This is a genomic window from Ochrobactrum teleogrylli (assembly GCF_037482325.1).
Classification (GTDB): domain Bacteria; phylum Pseudomonadota; class Alphaproteobacteria; order Rhizobiales; family Rhizobiaceae; genus Brucella; species Brucella teleogrylli.
Genome location: NZ_JBBHKQ010000001.1, coordinates 1797511 through 1817655, shown reverse-complemented (window position 1 = coordinate 1817655; position 20145 = coordinate 1797511). Strand labels below are relative to the sequence as shown.

Below are 20145 nucleotides of genomic sequence, written 5' to 3'. Positions count from 1 at the left end.
CATGAACAGAGAGCGGCGCGTTGGTTTTGGCCAACCGCCGCTCTATTTATATCTGAGCCAGATATTTCAACTGACTGAAAAAAATGATTTTTACGCTTTCACGTTGATACCAAGGCGCGACTCGATATCTTCCAGCGATTCCTTAACGAAGAAAGTCTGGTCCGCACTCATCGTCAGAATGCGTGTGCCCGTACCGTAGGCATTATAGGATAGAACGTGGTTGAAATTGATCGCGAGCTTTTCGCCACTCACATCCGTCAGCATGATCCACATGATGGCCCTCCTCCTAAGAAAAACTGGAACTCTCAAGAGAAGGATAGGCGCGCCGGACTGTTCGGCAACAGAAGGCGTTTCAAAGCGTTGCGCACATGCGCACTTTTTCAACGACGCGGCCCATGCTGACCGATGCTTCTTCGCCACGCCACTCGATGCGAAAGCCCATTTTCTCGTAAAGGCCGATGGCCGGGAGATTATCGGCATGCGTGCCGATCGTTGCTGAATCGAAGCCATCCAGCAGAATTTGCGCCATCAGCGCGTCGAGAATGCGTCCGCCTATGCCCTGTCCGTGATAGGGCGGATCGATCCAGAGATCGGCGATATAATTGCTGCCGGGAACGCGCGCACCCCAGCCGAGGATTTTTCCGTCGAGCTCCGCAACCAAAACGCCATCGGCATTCTCATGCAGATAGCCGAGAAAATTCGCTTCCAGCTCCGCGCGGCGACGATCACCAAGTGGCTCGCTTTTGGCAGGGATTTCCCACGCCCTGACCGCAAGAGCGGCCATGAAAACAAATTCGCCGGGGAGGCCCCGGCGAATTGCAGTTTCGACTTTTACCACCATTTGGCCGGAGTGAAGCGTCCGGCGGCCTGCTCGATAGCGTGGGCTGTCTGGAACAGGGTTTCTTCCTCGAACGGGCGACCAATCAGCTGAAGACCGAGCGGCAGGCCCTGCCCGTTGATGCCAGCAGGCACTGCAATGCCCGGAAGACCGGCCATGTTCACAGTCACGGTGAAGATGTCGTTGAGGTACATCTTGACCGGATCGTTGGCGAGGTCTTCATCGGCAAGGCCGAATGCAGCCGACGGCGTCGCAGGCGTGAGGATTGCGTGCACGCCCTTGGCGAAAACGTCCTCGAAGTCTTTCTTGATCAGCGTGCGAACTTTCTGGGCGCGCAGATAATAGGCGTCGTAATAACCAGCTGACAACACATAGGTGCCGATCACGATACGGCGCTTCACTTCCTTGCCGAAACCGGCCGCGCGGGTCTGCTCATACATGTCGGCAATGTCCTTGCCGGGCACACGCAGGCCATAGCGCACGCCGTCATAGCGCGCGAGGTTGGACGAAGCTTCCGCCGGTGCGACGATGTAATAAGCAGGCAGCGCATATTTCGTGTGCGGCAGCGAAATATCGACGATCTCGGCACCGGCATCCTTCAGATACTGGATGCCCTTCTGCCACAGTTCTTCGATCTCGCCCGGCATGCCATCGACGCGATATTCCCGCGGAATGCCGATCTTGATGCCCTTCAGCGACTTGCCGATGGCGGCTTCATAATCCGGCACCGGCAGATCGACCGAGGTGGTGTCCTTGAGGTCGAGCGATGCCATGGACTTGAGCAGAATAGCGGCATCGCGCACGTCGCGCGCAATCGGACCAGCCTGATCGAGCGACGAAGCGAAGGCAACCGTGCCCCAGCGCGACACGCGTCCATAGGTCGGCTTAATGCCGACCGTGCCGGTGAAGGCTGCAGGCTGGCGGATGGAACCGCCCGTATCGGTCGCGGTGGCGCCAGCGCAAAGCTGTGCGGCAACGGCAGCAGCCGAACCGCCGGACGAACCGCCCGGCACCAGATCGGCATTGGAACCCTTGGCGCGCCACGGGTTCTTGACCGAGCCATAATAGGAGGTTTCGTTGGACGAGCCCATGGCGAATTCGTCCATGTTGAGCTTGCCCAGCATGACCGCGCCGTCAGCCCAGAGATTGGCGGTGACGGTCGATTCATATTCCGGCTTGAAGCCGTCGAGAATATGCGAGCAAGCCTGCGTATGCACACCCTTGGTTGCGAACAGGTCTTTCACGCCGAGCGGGATGCCTTCCAGCGTACCCGCTTCGCCCTTGGCGATGCGCTCATCCGAGGCCTTGGCCATGGAACGCGCCTGATCGTGCGTAACGGTCACATAGGCATTGATGGCTTCATTGGCGGTGTCGATAGCGGCCAGATAGGCATCGGTCAGCTCGGTCGCGGTGATGGCCTTGGCCTTCAGCTTGTCGCGCGCTTCGGCAATGGTCAGTGCGGTCAGTTCGCTCATCGTCAAATCCTGTCAGTGCGCCTCAGAGAGACGCTTTTCAAAAAAGGCGCTGTATTCGGAGTCCGGATAGTCCAGAACCACACCGCAGCGCGTAAAACCCGAATTCTCATAAAGCCGCCATGCACCGGCAAAACCGGGGCCTGTCCCGGTTTCGAGCACAAGGCGGGAAACGTTTTTGGCGTTTGCCGCATCGACAATCGCATCCACGAGAGCAGACCCCACACGTTTGCCGCGCACTTCCGGGCGGGTGAACATGCGTTTCAATTCGCCGATGCCGTCTTCGTGCAGCTTCAAAGCGCCGCAACCGACAGCCCTGCCCGTCTCGTCGCGGGCCACGAAAACCGTGGTATCCGGCTCCGCCATCTGCTCAACTGTCATCTTGAACTGGAATTCCAGTGGCGACAGCGGCAGCATATGCGCGTTCAGGTGCTCGACCAGCTCGCGCACGTCGTCCTGCAATGGGGTCTCGATGGAAACCCGAACGGCCATGGTTTACTCCACGACCTTCGGAACGACGAAGAAATTGTCTTCCGTGACTGGCGCATTGGCAACCACGGCATCGGCGATGCCGCCATCGGTCACCTTGTCGTCGCGCAGGCGCATATTCATCGGCGTCACCGAGGTCATCGGCTCGACGCCGTCAACATTGACTTCGTTCAATTGCTCGACAAAGCCCAGAATTGCATTGAGTTCACCGGTCATGCGCTCGGCATCGTCTTCGCTGACGGCGATGCGCGCGAGATGCGCAACGCGTTTGACGGTGGAAATATCGACGGACATTCTGTTCTCCGCAAATGCTGTATCAGGGCGGCGACCCGCCACCCTGAAGGTTCTTTGCTACGGCTATAACGGCGCGATTGTTGAAGCGCAACATTTCTTGGCGCTTCAACGGGGATTAGAAGCTGTGAACGATGCCGGCAGGATCTGCCAGAACCTTCGTGCCGGGATGATCGGCCATACCGGCCACAAACTTTTCCGCGGTCTGGTCGATGATCGGGAACGAACCGTAATGGCACGGCAACACGGTCTTGAAGTTGAAGTAACGCTGGCAGGCCAGAGCCGCCACCGCACCGCCCATGGTGAAGCGGTCGCCAACCGGCACAATGCCGATTTCCGGTTGGTGCAACTCGTTGATGAGCGCCATGTCGGAAAAAATATCCGTATCGCCCATGTGATAAAGCGTAGGATCGTCTTCAAAGTGGAACACCAGACCGTTCGGGTTGCCAAGCGCCTGCGAAACACCGTTTTCCGTCAGAAAAGCCGAGGAATGCAGCGCATTGACAAAGGTGACGGTGAAGCCGTCATGCGACTGCGTGCCGCCGGTGTTGCCCATCTCGAGCTTTTCAACGCCCTGTGTGCCGAGCCAGCTTGCCAGATCGGCATTGGCGATAACCGTCGCGCCATGCTCCTTGGCAATGGCAACCGTGTCGCCGATGTGATCGCCGTGGCCGTGGGTCAGTGCAATATGGGTGACGCCTTTGGTCGCTTCCTTGAAGTCGATGCCTTTCGCCCCGGGATTGCCGTTCAGGAACGGATCGATGAGGATGACCGCCTTTGCGGTTTCAATGCGGAAGGCGGCATGGCCAAGCCAGGTCAGTTTCATGAAGATTCTCCTTCGATCTCGATTTCCGGGTTGAGAACAGATATGACGCCCATAAAGTTGAAAGCAATATGAAGACCACTTCAAATTCCGATGAGGACTTATGGCTATCGTTGAAATCGAGGAAATCCCGGCGCTGCTGAAGCCCGGTCAGACGATTGCCGGATTGGACCTTGGCACCAAAACCATAGGCGTCGCCGTTTCGGACCTCGGTTACTCTTTTGCCAATCCGCGTCCGGTCATAAAACGGGTTAAATTCACGCTGGATGCGCAAACGCTTTTGAAGGCGCTGGAGGCGGATAGGGTCGGCGTGATCGTGATCGGCTTGCCTATGAATATGGACGGCACTTCCGGTCCCCGTGTTCAGGCAACCCGCGCTTTCGTGCGCACCATGCAGCCGCTGACCGGTCTGCCCTTCGTGTTCTGGGATGAACGGCTGTCCACCGTTGCCGCTGAACGCGCGCTGATCGGCATGGATGTATCACGCGGCAAGCGCGCCGAACGCATCGATTCGGCTGCTGCTGCCTTCATCCTGCAAGGCGCGCTCGACCGCCTGCATCTGATCAGGCGGTCGGAAGCCGATGACGATTACGACGCCGGATAAAGCTGGTCGAGAATGCGCATCGCATCATGGCGCGCATCGAGCATGCCATAGGTGCTGCGCCACTGGCCGCCGAGCCGGGTTTCGATGAAGGCATCAGCAATGTCGTCCGCGCCGAGCTGGCGCAATTCCGCCGCCGCAGCCGCATAGGCAAGCTGTTCCGTCAGAAGACGGGCAACCCCCTGATCGCTTTCCGTCAGTTGCAAAGCAGCGCGCAGAACGTCGATGGTGCCCTGCCCGCGCTGGCCAAGTTGTCCGCCGATCCATTCCAGCACTTCGTCAAACAGACCGGGCGCACGCGACAGCACCCGCGCCACATCCAGCGCCATGACATTGCCAGAACCTTCCCATATGGCGTTGACCGGCGCTTCGCGATAGGCGCGGGCCAGATTGCCGTCTTCGATATAGCCGTTGCCGCCAAGACACTCCATGGCTTCGTAAAGCAAGGCGGGCGCAATCTTGCACACCCAATATTTCACCACCGGCGTCATGCAGCGGGCGAAGGCAGCTTCGGCGCGATCACCTGCCGCCATGTCGAAGGCGCGGGCAAGGCGCATGGAAAGTGCTGTCGCACCAGCAACATCCAGCGCCATATCGGCCAGAACACGGCTCATCAAAGGTTGTTCGATCAAGGGCTTGCCGAAGACCGCGCGATGGCGGCAGTGGTGCACGGCCTCGGCCAGACCGGAGCGCATCAGGCCTGCCGATGCGACGGCACAATCAAGCCGTGTCAGCGTTACCATGTCCATGATGGTTTTCAAGCCCTCGCCCGGATTGCCAATCAGCTGGCCGATCGCGCCGTCGAACTCGACTTCCGAAGAGGCGTTGGACTTGTTGCCGAGCTTGTCCTTGAGACGCTGGAAGGCAAAGCCGTTGCCTTTACCTTCCGAAGTGAGGCGCGGAACCAGAAAGCAGGAAAGCTGCTCATCGACCTGCGCCAGAACCAGGAACGCATCCGACATCGGCGCAGACATGAACCATTTATGCCCGGTGATCGTATAGGTGCCGTCCTCATTAACTGTCGCGCGGGTCGTGTTGGTGCGCACATCCGTGCCGCCCTGCTTTTCCGTCATGCCCATCCCGAGCGTGACGCCGTTTTTGCCGAGCGCGGGCTTTTGAGAAAAGTCGTATTTGCGCGACAGGACCGCCGGAGACCACTCTTTGTAGATGTCCGGCGCGCCCATCAATGCCGCAAGCGAGGCGCTTGTCATGGTGAGTGGGCAAAGGTGCCCGGCCTCAAGCTGTGCGGTCAGATAAAAGCGTGCGGCGCGCGCCTGATGACGGCGACCGGTTTCAGCCGGATTGTCTTCCCAGATCGAGCAATGCAGGCCCTGGGCGATGGAGCGGCGCATGAGTGCGTGATAGGCCGGATGATATTCGACAAGATCGATCCGGTTGCCCTGCCGGTCATGGGAGCGCAGCTTTGGCAGCTCCGTATTGGCCAGCCGTGCCAGATCCTGCGCTTCCGCCGACAGCACGAAACGCCCTGTCTGTTCCAGCTCATTGTGGAGCTCTTTTGGAAAACGAGCCGCAATCTGCATCAGAAGCGGATCGCCCAGATATGCATTGGTGCCTGTCATGGGCGGCGTCTGGTTGGTGACTTCATGCGTTTTCAAAGGCTCATTCCGTGCTGTTCGTTTTGTTCAACTTAACCGTCTTGCATCGCATTTGCTAAAAATTTGCCATCCATTCCCGAATTTGTCGCTCAAACGACACAGGTTTTTCTTGGGGAATCGGCAGATGCCGTTATAAGGACGGTTGCGGGCTTAGTGCTATGGTCCTATACGGGTGACTTGCCATGATAAAAGAACCGGTCTCTCCGCTTTTCCCTCACCGCCACCTGCTTGGTATCAAGGGGCTATCGCCCCTGGACATTCTCTGCCTCCTTGATCTTGCCGATCAGGAAATCGCCGTATCCCGGCAGCCAGAGAAGAAAAAGTCCGTGCTGCGCGGTCGCACGCAAATCAATCTTTTCTTCGAAGCATCGACGCGAACGCAATCGTCGTTCGAACTGGCCGGTAAACGGCTTGGTGCCGACGTGATGAACATGTCGGTCGGCAATTCGTCGGTCAAGAAGGGCGAAACGCTCATCGATACGGCGATGACGCTGAACGCGATGCAACCGGATATTCTGGTCATCCGTCACGCCTCTGCCGGAGCCGCCGCCCTGCTCGCGCAAAAGGTCGGCTGCTCGGTCGTCAATGCGGGCGACGGCGCGCATGAACATCCCACACAGGCCCTGCTGGATGCGCTGACGATCCGTCGCGCCAAAGGCCAGATCGAAAACCTGATTGTCGCCATTTGCGGCGATGTGCTCCATTCACGCGTGGCGCGCTCCAACATTCTGCTTCTCAACGCCCTCGGTGCGCGCGTTCGCGTCGTCGCGCCATCCACGCTTCTGCCTTCCGGCATGGCGGATATGAGTGTCGAAGTCTTCAACTCGATGGAGGAAGGTCTGAAAGACGCCGATGTGGTCATGATGCTGCGCTTGCAACGCGAGCGCATGGCAGGTGCCTTCGTGCCGTCGGTGCGTGAATATTTCCGCTTCTACGGCCTCGATAAGGAAAAACTGAAACACGCCAAGCCTGACGCGCTCGTCATGCATCCCGGTCCGATGAACCGTGGCGTCGAAATCGCCTCGGATGTCGCCGATGGCCCGCAGAGCGTCATCCAGCAGCAGGTGGAAATGGGCGTTGCCGTGCGCATGGCCGTGATGGAAGCCCTACTCGATCCGCGCCGAAATCCAAGCAACGGAGAAGCAGCATGAGCGCCGTTCTGTTTGAAAATGCGCGCATCGTCGATCCGTCGCGCGGTCTCGATGAAACCGGCAGCGTGCTGATCCGCGACGGCAAGATCGTTGCCGCCGGAGCGGATGCCCGCAATCAGGGCGCGCCGGAAGGCGCGGAAATCATCGATCTGGACGGTAAGGCCGTTCTGCCCGGTCTGGTCGATTCGCGGGTGTTTATTGGCGAGCCGGGCGCGGAACACCGCGAAACTATCGCGTCAGCCAGCCGCGCTGCTGCCGCCGGTGGTGTGACTTCTATCATCATGATGCCGGATACCGATCCGGTCATCGACGATGTGGCACTGGTGGAGTTCGTCAAGCGCACTGCCCGCGATACGGCCGTTGTCAATGTGCACCCGGCGGCTGCGATCACCAAGGGGCTGCACGGCGAAGAAATGACTGAAATCGGTCTGTTGCGCGATGCCGGTGCGGTCGCCTTCACCGAAGGCCGTCAGACAATAGGCAATACGCAGCTGATGCGCCGCGCACTGACCTATGCCCGCGATTTCAACGCGGTCATCGCCTGCGAAACCCGTGACCCCTATCTCGGTGCCAATGGCGTGATGAATGAAGGCCTGTTCGCAAGCTGGCTCGGCCTGTCCGGAAGCCCGCGTGAAGCCGAGGTCATCCCGCTGGAGCGCGATCTGCGCCTCGCCGCGCTGACCAACAGCAATTATCACGCGGCACAGCTTTCCTGCGCCATGTCGGCAGATGCCATGCGCCGTGCCAAGGACCTTGGCGCCAAGGTGACGGCAGGTGTGTCGATCAACCACCTGTCGCTCAATGAGAACGATATTGGCGAGTTCCGCACCTTCTTCCGCCTGTCGCCGCCACTGCGCAGTGAACAGGACCGGCTTGCCATGGTCGAGGCGGTCAAGAACGGCACCATCGATATTGTCGTCTCCGCGCATGATCCGCAGGATGTGGACACCAAGCGCCTGCCTTTTGCGGACGCAGAAGCCGGAGCCATCGGCCTGGAAACGCTTCTGGGCGCAGCCCTTCGTCTTTATCACAATGACAGCATCCCGCTGTTGCGTCTGGTTGAAGTGCTGTCTACCGCCCCAGCGAAGATTTTCGGCCTCGATGCCGGTACGCTGAAGCCCGGCGCGTCGGCAGACCTTGCCATTGTCGATCTCGACGAGCCGTGGATTGTGCGGGAGGAAGAGCTGCATTCGCTTTCGAAGAACAGCTGTTTTGAAAGCGCCCGCTTTCAGGGTCGCGTTGTCCGCACTATAGTCGCCGGCAAAACCGTTTATTCGGCATAAGAGTCCATGGTCCCGGGAGGGGAATTCTTTTCGGGACCTCGGATGACAATAAAAGCCAGAGGGAATTTATATGGCCGAAACCGGTTTCTTTAATCTCGTGCTCGTTGCGACACTAATATTCGGCTATCTCCTCGGTTCCATTCCTTTCGGGCTGATCCTCACCCGACTGGCGGGCTTGGGTGATGTGCGGTCCATCGGCTCGGGCAATATCGGCGCAACCAATGTGCTGCGCACCGGCAACAAGAAACTCGCCGCCGCGACACTTATTCTCGACGCGCTGAAGGGCACCTTTGCCGTGCTGATCGCCTGGCGCTATGGCGAAGGTGCCGCAATTGCTGCGGGCTTTGGCGCCTTTATCGGCCATCTCTTTCCGGTATGGATCGGCTTCAAGGGCGGGAAAGGCGTTGCCACCTATCTCGGCATTCTGATCGGCCTGGCATGGCCCGGCGCCTTGATCTTCGCCGCTGTCTGGATCGTAACCGCAATTGTCACGCGTTATTCGTCGCTATCCGCGCTTCTGGCCAGTGTCATCGTGCCGATTGGCCTTTATTTCAAAGGCGACCACGCGATTGCGGGCCTGTTTGCAGTGCTGACAGTGATCATCTTCTTCAAGCACTACGCCAATATTAAGCGGCTTCTGAACGGCACAGAAAGCCGGATCGGAGCCAAGGGGTGATGGAGGGCGCGAATTCAAAAGCCGGAATTCGCCTCTCAGATCGCCAGAGATTGAACTGGCTGCGCCTTATTCGCACCGACAATATCGGTGCCGTTACCTTTCGCGACCTTATCCTTTTTTGCGGTTCCGCCGCCAATGCGTTGGAGCGGCTACCCGATCTCAATATCCGGGGCGGCAGCACGAGACCACTTCGCATTACGCCGATGGAAGATGCCGAGCGTGAGCTGGAGGCAATTGAGCGCCATGGCGCTCGCCTCGTCGGCATGGGCGAACCGGATTATCCCGCGCAACTGAAGAACTGCGAAGCGCCGCCGCCTTTGGTGATCATCAAGGGCGGTGAGAACGTGTTCCGCAAGCCACCCGTTGCCATTGTCGGCTCGCGCAATGCTTCTGTTGTGGGTGCGCGCTTCACGGAGAAACTGGCGCGTGATCTCGGCGATGCGGGCTTTGCCGTGATTTCCGGGCTCGCGCGTGGCATTGATGCCGCCGCACACAAGGCCAGCCTGACGAGCGGCACGGTTGCCGTGCTGGCTGGAGGGCTGGATCGCCCCTACCCGCCTGAAAACCTGCCGCTATACCGCGCAATCCCCGAACATGACGGCGCTTTGATCACCGAAATGCCGATGGGCGCAGAACCGCGATCCCGCGATTTTCCGCGCCGTAACCGCATCATTGCCGCGCTTTCGCTCGGCCTGATCGTTGTGGAAGCGGCGGAACGCTCCGGTTCGCTGATCAGCGCGCGGATGGCGGGCGAAATGGGCCGCACGGTTTTTGCCGTGCCCGGCTCACCGCTGGACCCACGCGCCCGTGGCACCAATGCGCTCCTGAAACAAGGCGCAACACTGGTCACCGGCGTGGAGGATGTGATCGAGACGCTCAATCCGATCTTGCGGCCGCAAGATCTTTTTAGCGCCGAAATTCCGCAGGCTGACGGTAACCATCAACTGGAAGAACCGCTGGATGAACTGCCCGCGCTCATGACGGATGAGGAACGTTACCGCGTTGTGGACGTTCTCGGTCCAAGCCCGGTCGATATCGATAGTCTTGTCCGCCATACCGGCATTGGTGCCAGTCAGGTCCAGCTTATTCTGCTGGAACTCGATCTGGCGGGACGCCTTGTGCGCTATCCCGGCAATCAGATCGCCCTCCTCCCCGAGGGGTAATCTGTGCCCCGCCCGTTCCTTTAATGATTTCGCTTCCCCTCAATCAGATCCTTCGCCTCTTCCGAAGCCATTTGAATCATGTAAGCCAATAAGGGATTGTCTGTCTTCTTTGCCAGTTTCCCAAGTTCGCCCAGCATCTGTTCTATATATACGAGGGTCTCAGGATTATCTTCACGACGTTGCTTCATGCTGCCCCCAACAAATAAGCAAGTAGCTTTATTAGAAAATCACTATGCAAATTATGAACGCTCCGACCATATTTGGCTCCAAATCTACCAAAAGTTACATATCTGGCAATCGCTATTTATAGTTGTATTTCGCGATTTTTTGTCTCGCACTCTTGACCAAACGTCGCCCTCTGTTCATGTGGAAGGCAACAAATATGACGCGGTTGGGAGGCAAAACGCCTCTGCGGGGCGCGAATCTGGGCTGTTTTAAATGAACGTCGTTGTTGTCGAATCGCCTGCCAAGGCGAAAACTATCAATAAGTATCTGGGCTCGAACTATAAGGTTCTGGCATCGTTTGGTCACGTGCGAGACTTGCCAGCCAAGGATGGTTCGGTGCGTCCGGACGAAGATTTTGCCATGTCGTGGGAAGTGGACGGCAATTCCTCCAAGCGACTGTCAGACATCGTCAAGGCGCTGAAAGACAGCGATGGCCTCATTCTCGCAACCGATCCGGATCGCGAAGGTGAAGCCATTTCCTGGCACGTGCTGGAAGTGCTCAATCAGAAAAAGGCGCTGAAGGGCAAGACGGTCAAGCGCGTCGCGTTCAATGCCATTACCAAGAAGGCCGTTCTCGACGCCATCGCCAATCCGCGCGATATCGACGAGCCGCTGGTCGATGCCTATCTTGCGCGCCGTGCGCTCGACTATCTCTTCGGTTTCACGCTTTCGCCGGTTCTGTGGCGCAAGCTGCCGGGCGCGCGTTCGGCTGGCCGCGTGCAGTCCGTCGCCCTGCGCCTCGTTGCCGACCGCGAGTCGGAAATCGAACGCTTCATTCGCGAAGAATACTGGAACATTGCCGCTCTTCTGAAGACGCCGCGCAGTGACAGCTTTACCGCTCGCCTCACCGCAGTGGATGGCAAGAAGCTCGGCAAGCTCGACATCAAGAATGGTGAACAGGCAACCGGCATCCGCACTATGCTGGAAGGCGCGAGCTTCAAGGCTATTTCGGTCGAAGCCAAGCCGACCAAGCGCAATCCCGGACCACCTTTCACCACCTCCACCTTGCAGCAGGCCGCTTCCGGCCAGCTCGGTTTCTCGGCGTCGCGCACCATGCAGGTGGCGCAGCGCCTTTATGAAGGCGTGGATATCGGCGGCGAGACTGCCGGTCTCATCACCTATATGCGTACCGACGGCGTGCAGATGGCGCCGGAAGCGATCACTGCCGCACGTCAGGCCATCGGCGACACATTCGGCGCAAAATATGTGCCGGAAAAGCCGCGCTATTATTCCAGCAAGGCCAAGAACGCGCAGGAAGCGCACGAAGCCATTCGACCGACCGATTTTTCGCGTCATCCGAAGGAAGTGCGCCGTTATCTCGATGAAGATCAGGCGCGGCTTTATGAGCTGATCTGGAAGCGCGCTATCGCCAGCCAGATGCAGGCCGCCGATATCGAGCGCACCACGGCTGACATTGAAGCCGTCAATGGTTCGCGCTCGGCAATGCTGCGCGCCAATGGCTCGGTGACGAAGTTTGACGGCTTCCTTGCAGCCTATATGGATCATCGCGAGGAAGAGGACGACGACGAGGACAGCGCAAAGCTGCCGGAGATTCGCAGCGGCGAAGCGCTGGCGCGCGAAAAGATCGATGCCACCCAGCATTCGACCGAACCGCCGCCGCGCTATTCGGAAGCCTCGCTGATCAAGAAGATGGAAGAGCTGGGCATCGGTCGTCCTTCGACCTATGCCGCCACGCTCGCCACGCTGCGCGACCGCGAATATATCAGCATGGACAAGCGCAAGCTGATCCCGGAACCGAAGGGCCGTCTGGTCACGGCTTTCCTTGAAAGCTTCTTCGACCGCTATGTCGAATATGATTTCACGGCGAGCCTTGAAGAGAAGCTCGATCTCATTTCCGATGGCAAGCTTTCCTGGAAAGACGTGCTGCGTGATTTCTGGCGCGATTTCTCCGGCTCGGTCGATGACATCAAGGAACTGCGCGTTACCAATGTTCTTGATGCGCTGAACGAGGAACTGGCGCCGCTGGCTTTCCCCGCTCGCGAAGACGGCAGCGATCCGCGTTCGTGCCCGACCTGCGGCACCGGCGTGCTGTCGCTGAAACTTGGCAAGTATGGCGCGTTTGTCGGCTGCTCCAACTATCCCGAGTGCAAATTCACCCGCCAGCTCGGTGGCGAAGCCAATGGCGAGGCAGCAGCAGCCGACGAACCGAAGTCGCTCGGCAAAGATCCGTTTACGGGTGAGGAAATCACTGCACGGACAGGCCGGTTTGGTCCCTATATCCAGCGTGGCGAAGGCAAGGAAGCCAAGCGCGCCAGCCTGCCGAAAGGCTGGACGCTGGATACGGTCGACCATGAAAAGGCTGTGGCCCTGCTGTCGCTGCCGCGCGATGTGGGCCAGCATCCGGAAACCGGCAAGATGATTTCAGCGGGCATCGGGCGTTATGGGCCTTATGTCAGCCATGACGGCACATTCGCCAATCTGGAAAATGCCGAGGAGGTGTTCTCGGTTGGTCTCAACCGCGCCGTTTCGGTGCTGGCAGACAAGCAGTCGAAGGGCGGTCGCGGGCGTTCGACACCTGCGGCGCTGGCAACGCTTGGCGACCATCCGGATGGAGGGTCGATCACGGTGCGCGACGGACGCTATGGTCCTTATGTGAACTGGGGCAAGGTCAATGCGACTTTGCCGAAGGGCAAGGACCCGGCAAGTGTCACGCTGGAAGAAGCGCTGGCGCTGATCACCGAAAAGGCTGGCTCGACCAAGGGCAAGAAAGCCCCTGCCCGCAAATCTGCCGCCAGTACGGAAAAGAAAGCCGCAGCCAAAAAGCCGGCAGCAAAGAAAGCGCCCGCAAAGGCAAAAGCCGCTCCGAAGGCTAAGAAGGCCGCGGCGGCAGAGGAGTAACAATTGGCACGTCGTTTTCCTAAACCCGATTCCGGTCGATCCGCACGGACCGAACGGCGTGCAGCACAGGCAAAATCGGACGCGCATACGGGTGATCCGCATGCCTTTCTGCCGACGCGTGAGGAAGTCCTCAAATATATCGAGGAAAATCCTGATCGCGCTGGAAAGCGTGAACTTGCCAAGGCATTCAATATCAATGGCGATGCACGGGTTTATCTGAAAGACCTGTTGCGCGAACTGGCCGATGACGGTCTTGTCGAAAAGCGTGCACGCAAGCTTTCACGTCCCGGCTCATTGCCAAGCGTCACCGTACTGGATGTCACGGGACGCGACGAGGATGGCGGCTTGCTGGCCCGTCCAGCCGAATGGGACGAGGCCGCCTATGGCAAGCCGCCCGTGGTGCTGGTGCGCCGCACGCGGCTTAACAAGGCGTCCGAAGGTGGTCCGGCGGTCGGTGTCGGCGACCGCGTTCTCGCGAAGATTTTCCGCAATGAAGACCGCGACGGCCCGGACTATACCGCGCGCGTGATGAAGCGGCTCGAACACCGCACCGATGCGGTGCTGGGTGTCGTGCGCAAGCTTGGCAATGGCGAGTGGCGGCTGGAGCCTGTGGATCGCAAGCAGGCGGAAGTGCAGCTTGACCCTGCCCAACTGGAAAATGCCGAAAGCGGCGATCTGGTGGAAGTCGAACTGATCTCGTCGCGCCGTCAGGGGCTGCCGCGTGGAAAGGTCCGACAGGTGGTTGGTTCCATCGATAGCGAAAAGGCGCTGTCGATGATAGCCATCCACGAACATGAAATTCCGCATGTGTTCCCGGATGAAGTGATCCGCGAATCCGAAGATGCCAAGCCCGCGACGCTCGATGGCCGCGAAGACTGGCGGGCTGTTCCGCTTCTCACCATCGACCCGGCCGACGCCAAGGACCATGACGACGCCGTCTATGCGGAGCCGGATACCGACCCGGAAAACCCCGGTGGCCAGATCGTTATCGTGGCGATTGCCGATGTGGCGGCCTATATACGCCCCGGTTCGGCGCTGGACCGGGAAGCTTTGAAGCGCGGCAATTCCGTCTATTTCCCGGACCGGGTTGTGCCGATGCTGCCGGAGCGCATATCGAACAATCTCTGTTCGCTGCGCGAGCTGGAAGACCGCCCGGCTTTGGCTGTGCGGATGGTCTTTGCCGCAGACGGCAGAAAGAAATCGCACAAGTTTCACCGCATCATGATGCGCTCTGCCGCCAAGCTTGCCTATGGTCAGGCTCAAGCCGCCATTGACGGCGCGACAGATGACAAGACGGCACCAATCCTCGATAGTGTGCTGAAGCCGCTTTGGGCTGCTTATGCGGTGTTGAAGCGCGGGCGGGACGCCCGTGAGCCGCTGGAACTCGATCTGCCGGAAAAGAAAATCCTGCTGACGCCGGATGGCAAGGTGGACAAGGTGATCGTGCCGGAACGTCTGGATGCACATAAGCTCATCGAAGAGTTCATGATTCAGGCCAATGTCGCGGCAGCTGAAACACTGGAAGATCATCGTCAGCCATTGATCTTCCGCATCCACGACGAGCCGGCGCTTGCCAAGCAGGAAAGCCTGCGCGAATTTCTGCGCACGCTCGACCTCAATCTCGCCAAGGGCGGGCCGCTGCAACCATCGCAGTTCAACCGTATTCTGGTGGCTGTCGAGGACACCGATCATCAGGAACTGGTCAATCAGGTCGTGCTGCGCACGCAGAGCCAGGCCATATACAGCCCTGACAATATCGGGCATTTCGGGCTGCATCTGCGCCGCTATGCGCATTTCACCTCGCCAATCCGCCGTTATGCCGATCTGATCGTGCATCGCGCGCTGATCAAGGCGCTGAGGCTTGGCAAGGACGGAATAACGACCGACGAGGAAGCGCGCCTTGAGGAAATCTCCGCGCTGATTTCCTCAACCGAGCGCCGCGCCATGCTGGCAGAGCGTGAAACCGTGGATCGTTTGATCGCGCATTTCCTCGCTTCACATCTGGGTGACGAGTATGAAGGTCGCGTGACAGGTGTTACCCGGGCCGGTCTTTTCGTGAACCTTGCGACATATGGCGCGGATGGACTGGTGCCCATTTCAACTTTGGGTCATGAATACTATTTATATGACGAAGCCAACCATGCGATTGCCGGAGAAAGAAGCGGAAAAGGCTTCCGCCTCGGTGATACTGTCACGGTCAGGCTGGTCGAGGCGCTCCCCGTCGCGGGCGCGCTTCGTTTTGAGATGGTATCGGAACCGCATCCCCTGCCGATGTCGACGCGCTCGCATCACAAGGCAACCCGGACGATGCGCGGACGAAAGGGCAAGCCCTCGGGCATCCCGCGTCACAAGAAGAGAGGTCGGTAATGAGCACGCTTGAGGCCAATTCCGCGCAGAACATTCAGGTTTTCGGTGGCGAAACCAGCAGAAAAGCCCATCCCAAGCGCCCGCTTGGCGAGGCCATGTGGCGCGGTTTCTGCTGCCGCTGTCCGCATTGCGGCGAAGGCAAGCTTTTCCGCGCTTTCGTCAAGCCGGTCGCCAAATGTTCCGTCTGTAACGAGGATTATACCGAACAGCGTGCTGATGACCTTCCGGCCTATCTGACGATTCTGGTTGTCGGTCACATCGTGGTCGGCGCTTTCATGGGCGTGGAAGCCACGACCAATCTGTCGCTGTGGGCGCATATGGCGATCTGGGGGCCGCTGACGGTCATTTTGTCGCTCATGCTGCTCCAGCCGCTCAAAGGGGCAACCATCGGTCTGCAATGGGCGCTTTACATGCATGGTTTCGGGGGCAAGGGCGAAGGCGACTACGGCGACGTGACCTGATCCGGCTATCATGACCGTGACAGTTTCCACGCCCTTGGCTGAACAGAAGAAGAAGGTGCTGCGCCCGCGCGACGCAGCGTCGCTACTTTTGATCGACCGTTCATCCGGCAAGCCCCGCGTGCTGATGGGCAAGCGCCATCACAGCCTTGCCTTCATGCCGGGAAAATTCGTGTTTCCAGGTGGCCGTGCCGATTCAATTGACGGCGCGATTTCAGCTTCGAGCGAACTCAGCCACGACGACACATTGAAACTTCTGAATGGCATGGGTTCCCGCCCTTCGATGCGTCGCGCCCGCGCGCTTGGCCTATGCGCCATCCGCGAAACATTCGAGGAAACCGGGCTGCGTGTGGCGCATCCGGTCAACGCCGAGTCTTCCGCCGAACCGCCGTTTGGCCTCCCGGCCAATCATCAGGACTGGCGGGCTTTTCTCGGTCAGGGCGCTCTGCCCGCTTTGTCCAGCCTGCGCTATTTTGCGCGTGCCGTGACCCCGCCGGAACATGTCCGTCGATTCGATACACGCTTCTTCATCGCATTTTGCGACAGCCTGCCGGAATTCGGCAAACAAAAGCTCGCACCGAGCGGCGAGCTGGAAAATCTCGACTGGGTATCGATCGATGATGTGGGCAAACTCGATCTCGCTCGCATTACCCAGATCATCCTGGAGGAAGCACAAAATCTACTGGCTGAAACACGCCTTGATTTGCCTGCCGCCCTTCCGGTGGTGCAATACCGTGTGCGGCACGGCCGCTTTGTCCGTGAAGTGATCTGACCTGATGAATACAGAAATTCCAGCAACCGACCGTGCTTCTGCCAAAACAAGCACGGAAGGCGTGAACGGCGCTCTTCCGCAGGAAGGCCAGATGCACTGGCGTTCGCTTGCTGCGGCCATTGCGACCATCAGCGCGGTGGGTGCGGCTATCGGGCTGGGCATTCCGCTTTTGAGCGTGCTGCTGGAAGCCCGCGGTCATTCGGCAAGCCTTATCGGCGCCAATACCGCTGTTGCCGGGCTTGCCTCGATTGCCGCCGCCCCCCTCGCCGCTCCGATTGCGGCAAAGCTCGGCGTGGTCAGAGCCATCTTTCTGATGCTCGTCATCGGCGGTATTGCCTTCCTCGGCTTTCATTTTTTCCAGCCGCTCTGGGCGTGGTTCGCGTTGCGCATCGTGCTGCATTTTGCACTGACGGTGCTTTTCGTCCTGTCAGAATATTGGATCAATGCCTCAGCACCGCCGGAAAAACGCGGACTGGTGCTCGGGATCTATTCCACATCGCTCTCGCTCGGTTTCGCGCTCGGACCATGGCTTTTCTCGAAGATCGGCAGCGCCGGTGGCCTACCATTCTTCGTTGGATTCGCAATCATCATGATTGCGCTCATCCCGGTGACAATTGCCTGGCGCGACAGCCCGGATTTCGAGGAAGGTGAACATGTTCCCTTCCTGCCGTTTATCTTCGCCGTGCCAACCGCGACCATGGCAGTCTTCGTCTTTGGTGCCGTGGAAACGGGCGGCTTTGCGCTTTTCCCGGTCTTTGGCGCGCGCATTGGCTATCCGGAAGCGGACGCTGCGTTGTTGCTGACGATGATTGGTCTCGGCAATGTGCTGCTGCAAATTCCGCTTGGCATCATCAGCGACAAGATTTCCGACCGCCGCAAGCTTCTGCTGTTCTGTGCAGTCACCGGCCTCATCGGCATGATCGCGCTGCCCTATCTGATGCAGCACTGGTATCTGATGGCGGGCGTGCTGTTCCTGTGGGGTGGCGTGGTGGCTGGTCTCTACACGGTCGGCCTTGCGCATCTCGGTTCCGAACTCACAGGCCGCGAACTGGCGTCGGCCAATGCCGCCTTCGTGTTCTGCTATGCAATTGGCATGCTGGCAGGCCCGCAGGCCGTGGGTGTCGGCATGGATGCTTTCGGCCCGGCAGGTTTTTCGTGGACGCTTGGGGTATTTTTTGCCGCATATGCGATCTTTGCAGCAGGAAGACTGCTTTTCAGAAAGAAGCGGACTTGACTTTTCGGCCCCAATCCGTAGTTATGCGGCGAATTTCCGCTGCCGGGTGAATTGCCGGAATCGCTGGCGGTTACCATCCATAGAGTATGACCCCGGAGAATGGGAGCCCGATAAGCGGGTCCGGTTTCCGAAAAGGTGATGCTCCGGCAAAGTTAAAGAGCAGGTATTTCGATATGGCCAAGGCTACGACGATCAAGATCAAGCTTTTGTCGACCGCTGACACCGGCTTCTTCTACGTTACGAAGAAGAACAGCCGCACGATGACGGAAAAGATGACAAAGACCAAGTACGACCCGATTGCGCGCAAGCACGTCGAGTTCAAGGAAACGAAGATCAAGTAATTCGTTTCCCGCGTTGCCCATGCGGTGACCGGAATCAAAAAAGCCGTCTCTCACGAGACGGCTTTTTGTTTTTGATCCGTCGTTTATCAAAACATTCAGGCAGCCGAAGCGACCACCCGATTCCGCCCATTCTTTTTTGCGAGATAAAGCGCTGCATCGGTTCTGTCGAACAGCGCTTCGACGCTGTCGCCGATCAGGCGCAAGCCAGCCAGACCGACACTGATCGTCATATTGACCTTGTGGCGCCCGCTGGCGACCGAGAAGGGCACTGCCTCGACAGAGGTGCGGATACGCTCTGCAACGGCTGCTCCGGCCTGCAAATCTGTATCGGGCAGCACGACGATGAACTCCTCGCCACCATAGCGACACATCAGGTCCATACCGCGGATATTCTTGCGCAGGCGCGATGCGAATTCGCGCAGGACATCGTCGCCAGCATCATGCCCGTACTGGTCGTTGACGCGCTTGAAATAGTCGAAGTCGATCATGATGACCGTCAGCGGGCGCTCCCGGCCTGTGGCGCGGCTATAAAGCACCGGCATATGCGTATCGAGATAGCGGCGGTTGTGCAGCCCCGTGAGATCGTCCGTTACCGCCATGGTGATCGAGCGGTTCAGGCTCTGCCGCAGCAGATCATTGTAGCACTTGCGCTTGATCTGCGTACGCAGCCGCGCAAAAAGCTCCAGCTTTTCCAGCGGGCGCATCAGATAATCGTTAACGCCAAGCTCCAGCGCGCGAACGACAAGCGCGCCCTCGTCTTCCCGCACAATCAGGATGATCGGCACCAGTCGGGTACGCTCGATGGTGCGCAATTGGGAGCAGAGGCGCAGCGGGTCGTAATAGGTGAAAGCCGCCGAAACGACGATGCTGTCAAAATCCGCCTCGATGGCCTTGATGAGAGCGGCATTGGCGTCTGTGGCGATATCGACCCGATAGGTTTCGCCCAAAATAACGCGCAGCCGTGCTGCCGCCGTTTCATCCTCGTCCACAACGAGGATGCGGGCGGCATCCTGCAAGTTCGGACCGGAACCAGAAACCTTGGCTGAAAGCAGCGCCTCCACCTCGGCATCGGCCACGCTGTTGCTGCGCTGGAACAGTTCGTCCGAGACCAGCTTCAGGCGGGCGAGGCTTTTCACACGCGACATCAGATGGAGATCGTTGACCGGCTTGGAGAGAAAATCATCTGCACCCGCCTCCAACCCACGAATCTTGTCTTCCGGGCGGTCAAGCGATGTCACCATGACCACAGGAATATTGGACGTGCGCGGGTCGTCCTTCAGCTTGCGGCAAACTTCGAAGCCATTCATGCCCGGCATGAGAACATCGAGCAGGACAACGTCAATCTGCCCGCCTAAGCAGATTTCGAAAGCATCTGATCCGTTATAAGCGCTGACAACTTCGTAATACTCAGCAAGCAGCCTTGCTTCCAGAAGCTTCACATTGGAAGCCACATCATCGACGACGAGAATTCTGGCAGTCATGATCC

General features: G+C 58.8%; 20 protein-coding genes. 11 read left to right on the top strand and 9 right to left on the bottom strand.

The features are described 5' to 3' along the window. Positions 1 to 90: 90 nt before the first annotated feature. The 6 genes from WIX40_RS08495 to WIX40_RS08470 form a co-directional block, all read right to left on the bottom strand. A complete protein-coding gene (locus WIX40_RS08495) occupies positions 91 to 273 on the bottom strand; it encodes a hypothetical protein (RefSeq protein WP_109367351.1) in 183 nt (60 codons plus the stop codon). Between the two features lie 79 nt (positions 274 to 352). Then, positions 353 to 784 carry a GNAT family N-acetyltransferase gene (locus WIX40_RS08490; RefSeq protein ID WP_339439814.1) on the bottom strand — a complete coding sequence of 144 codons (432 nt, stop codon included), beginning with the start codon at positions 782 to 784 and terminating at the stop codon, positions 353 to 355. Positions 785 to 831: 47 nt separating this feature from the next. Continuing rightward, positions 832 to 2313, bottom strand: a complete 1482-nt coding sequence (gene gatA / locus WIX40_RS08485; protein WP_109367350.1) for an Asp-tRNA(Asn)/Glu-tRNA(Gln) amidotransferase subunit GatA — start codon at positions 2311 to 2313, stop codon at positions 832 to 834. 12 nt (positions 2314 to 2325) lie between these two features. After that, the gene (locus WIX40_RS08480) at positions 2326 to 2802 is read right to left on the bottom strand and encodes a GNAT family N-acetyltransferase (RefSeq protein WP_121538338.1); all 477 of its coding nucleotides are present in this window, start codon (positions 2800 to 2802) and stop codon (positions 2326 to 2328) included. A 3-nt stretch (positions 2803 to 2805) separates the two neighbouring features. Continuing rightward, positions 2806 to 3093, bottom strand: a complete 288-nt coding sequence (gene gatC, locus WIX40_RS08475) for an Asp-tRNA(Asn)/Glu-tRNA(Gln) amidotransferase subunit GatC (protein ID WP_078336964.1) — start codon at positions 3091 to 3093, stop codon at positions 2806 to 2808. A 115-nt stretch (positions 3094 to 3208) separates the two neighbouring features. Continuing rightward, positions 3209 to 3916, bottom strand: coding sequence for a metal-dependent hydrolase (locus WIX40_RS08470; protein ID WP_339439813.1), 708 nt, complete (start codon positions 3914 to 3916; stop codon positions 3209 to 3211). A gap of 100 nt (positions 3917 to 4016) precedes the next feature. Between WIX40_RS08470 and ruvX the strand changes: the two genes are divergently transcribed. Beyond that, on the top strand, positions 4017 to 4517 hold the full coding sequence (ruvX, locus tag WIX40_RS08465; RefSeq protein ID WP_339439812.1) for a Holliday junction resolvase RuvX: 501 nt from the start codon (positions 4017 to 4019) through the stop codon (positions 4515 to 4517). On the opposite strand, the gene WIX40_RS08460 is transcribed toward ruvX, so the two are convergent. Continuing rightward, on the bottom strand, positions 4502 to 6130 hold the full coding sequence (locus tag WIX40_RS08460) for an acyl-CoA dehydrogenase family protein (RefSeq protein ID WP_339439811.1): 1629 nt from the start codon (positions 6128 to 6130) through the stop codon (positions 4502 to 4504). The two genes, ruvX and WIX40_RS08460, sit on opposite strands and share 16 nt — an antisense overlap. 182 nt (positions 6131 to 6312) lie before the next feature. On the opposite strand from WIX40_RS08460, the gene WIX40_RS08455 reads away from it, so the two are divergent. From WIX40_RS08455 to dprA, 4 genes are all read left to right on the top strand, one after another. Beyond that, a complete protein-coding gene (locus tag WIX40_RS08455; RefSeq protein WP_109367345.1) occupies positions 6313 to 7281 on the top strand; it encodes an aspartate carbamoyltransferase catalytic subunit in 969 nt (322 codons plus the stop codon). Continuing rightward, the gene (locus WIX40_RS08450; protein ID WP_339439810.1) at positions 7278 to 8564 is read left to right on the top strand and encodes a dihydroorotase; all 1287 of its coding nucleotides are present in this window, start codon (positions 7278 to 7280) and stop codon (positions 8562 to 8564) included. The genes WIX40_RS08455 and WIX40_RS08450 overlap by 4 nt, the downstream gene beginning before the upstream one ends. Positions 8565 to 8634: 70 nt before the next feature. Then, on the top strand, positions 8635 to 9240 hold the full coding sequence (gene plsY, locus WIX40_RS08445) for a glycerol-3-phosphate 1-O-acyltransferase PlsY (RefSeq protein WP_339439809.1): 606 nt from the start codon (positions 8635 to 8637) through the stop codon (positions 9238 to 9240). Beyond that, the gene (gene dprA, locus WIX40_RS08440; protein WP_339439808.1) at positions 9237 to 10403 is read left to right on the top strand and encodes a DNA-processing protein DprA; all 1167 of its coding nucleotides are present in this window, start codon (positions 9237 to 9239) and stop codon (positions 10401 to 10403) included. Before plsY ends, dprA begins: the two co-directional genes overlap by 4 nt. 20 nt (positions 10404 to 10423) lie before the next feature. Here dprA and WIX40_RS08435 read toward each other — a convergent pair whose 3' ends face one another. Beyond that, complete coding sequence (locus WIX40_RS08435) at positions 10424 to 10591, bottom strand: hypothetical protein (RefSeq protein WP_167836084.1); 168 nt, start codon at positions 10589 to 10591, stop codon at positions 10424 to 10426. 250 nt (positions 10592 to 10841) lie between these two features. Between WIX40_RS08435 and topA the strand changes: the two genes are divergently transcribed. The 6 genes from topA to rpmG all read left to right on the top strand — a co-directional run bounded on the left by topA (position 10842) and on the right by rpmG (position 18659). Then, positions 10842 to 13487 carry a type I DNA topoisomerase gene (topA, locus tag WIX40_RS08430; RefSeq protein WP_171318851.1) on the top strand — a complete coding sequence of 882 codons (2646 nt, stop codon included), beginning with the start codon at positions 10842 to 10844 and terminating at the stop codon, positions 13485 to 13487. Positions 13488 to 13490: 3 nt separating this feature from the next. Then, positions 13491 to 15854, top strand: coding sequence for a ribonuclease R (gene rnr, locus WIX40_RS08425; protein ID WP_339439807.1), 2364 nt, complete (start codon positions 13491 to 13493; stop codon positions 15852 to 15854). Next, positions 15854 to 16315 carry a DUF983 domain-containing protein gene (locus WIX40_RS08420; RefSeq protein WP_339439806.1) on the top strand — a complete coding sequence of 154 codons (462 nt, stop codon included), beginning with the start codon at positions 15854 to 15856 and terminating at the stop codon, positions 16313 to 16315. Before rnr ends, WIX40_RS08420 begins: the two co-directional genes overlap by 1 nt. 10 nt (positions 16316 to 16325) lie before the next feature. Further along, positions 16326 to 17084 carry an NUDIX hydrolase gene (locus tag WIX40_RS08415; protein WP_121538328.1) on the top strand — a complete coding sequence of 253 codons (759 nt, stop codon included), beginning with the start codon at positions 16326 to 16328 and terminating at the stop codon, positions 17082 to 17084. Positions 17085 to 17175: 91 nt separating this feature from the next. Continuing rightward, positions 17176 to 18318 carry an MFS transporter gene (locus WIX40_RS08410; RefSeq protein ID WP_140024026.1) on the top strand — a complete coding sequence of 381 codons (1143 nt, stop codon included), beginning with the start codon at positions 17176 to 17178 and terminating at the stop codon, positions 18316 to 18318. A 173-nt stretch (positions 18319 to 18491) separates the two neighbouring features. Next, a complete protein-coding gene (rpmG, locus tag WIX40_RS08405; protein ID WP_002966024.1) occupies positions 18492 to 18659 on the top strand; it encodes a 50S ribosomal protein L33 in 168 nt (55 codons plus the stop codon). A gap of 95 nt (positions 18660 to 18754) precedes the next feature. Here rpmG and WIX40_RS08400 read toward each other — a convergent pair whose 3' ends face one another. Further along, the gene (locus tag WIX40_RS08400; RefSeq protein ID WP_339439805.1) at positions 18755 to 20140 is read right to left on the bottom strand and encodes a PleD family two-component system response regulator; all 1386 of its coding nucleotides are present in this window, start codon (positions 20138 to 20140) and stop codon (positions 18755 to 18757) included. Positions 20141 to 20145: the final 5 nt, after the last annotated feature.

Coding starts and splice junctions, on each gene's coding strand:
- gatC (WP_078336964.1), bottom strand. CDS start 3,093: ATGTCCGTCGATATTTCCACCGTCAAACGCGTTGCGCATCTCGCGCGC.
- rpmG (WP_002966024.1), top strand. CDS start 18,492: ATGGCCAAGGCTACGACGATCAAGATCAAGCTTTTGTCGACCGCTGAC.
- gatA (WP_109367350.1), bottom strand. CDS start 2,313: ATGAGCGAACTGACCGCACTGACCATTGCCGAAGCGCGCGACAAGCTG.
- WIX40_RS08435 (WP_167836084.1), bottom strand. CDS start 10,591: ATGAAGCAACGTCGTGAAGATAATCCTGAGACCCTCGTATATATAGAA.
- WIX40_RS08415 (WP_121538328.1), top strand. CDS start 16,326: ATGACCGTGACAGTTTCCACGCCCTTGGCTGAACAGAAGAAGAAGGTG.
- WIX40_RS08450 (WP_339439810.1), top strand. CDS start 7,278: ATGAGCGCCGTTCTGTTTGAAAATGCGCGCATCGTCGATCCGTCGCGC.
- WIX40_RS08455 (WP_109367345.1), top strand. CDS start 6,313: ATGATAAAAGAACCGGTCTCTCCGCTTTTCCCTCACCGCCACCTGCTT.
- plsY (WP_339439809.1), top strand. CDS start 8,635: ATGGCCGAAACCGGTTTCTTTAATCTCGTGCTCGTTGCGACACTAATA.
- WIX40_RS08480 (WP_121538338.1), bottom strand. CDS start 2,802: ATGGCCGTTCGGGTTTCCATCGAGACCCCATTGCAGGACGACGTGCGC.
- topA (WP_171318851.1), top strand. CDS start 10,842: ATGAACGTCGTTGTTGTCGAATCGCCTGCCAAGGCGAAAACTATCAAT.
- WIX40_RS08470 (WP_339439813.1), bottom strand. CDS start 3,916: ATGAAACTGACCTGGCTTGGCCATGCCGCCTTCCGCATTGAAACCGCA.
- WIX40_RS08410 (WP_140024026.1), top strand. CDS start 17,176: ATGCACTGGCGTTCGCTTGCTGCGGCCATTGCGACCATCAGCGCGGTG.
- ruvX (WP_339439812.1), top strand. CDS start 4,017: ATGGCTATCGTTGAAATCGAGGAAATCCCGGCGCTGCTGAAGCCCGGT.
- WIX40_RS08400 (WP_339439805.1), bottom strand. CDS start 20,140: ATGACTGCCAGAATTCTCGTCGTCGATGATGTGGCTTCCAATGTGAAG.
- WIX40_RS08420 (WP_339439806.1), top strand. CDS start 15,854: ATGAGCACGCTTGAGGCCAATTCCGCGCAGAACATTCAGGTTTTCGGT.
- WIX40_RS08495 (WP_109367351.1), bottom strand. CDS start 273: ATGTGGATCATGCTGACGGATGTGAGTGGCGAAAAGCTCGCGATCAAT.
- WIX40_RS08490 (WP_339439814.1), bottom strand. CDS start 784: ATGGCCGCTCTTGCGGTCAGGGCGTGGGAAATCCCTGCCAAAAGCGAG.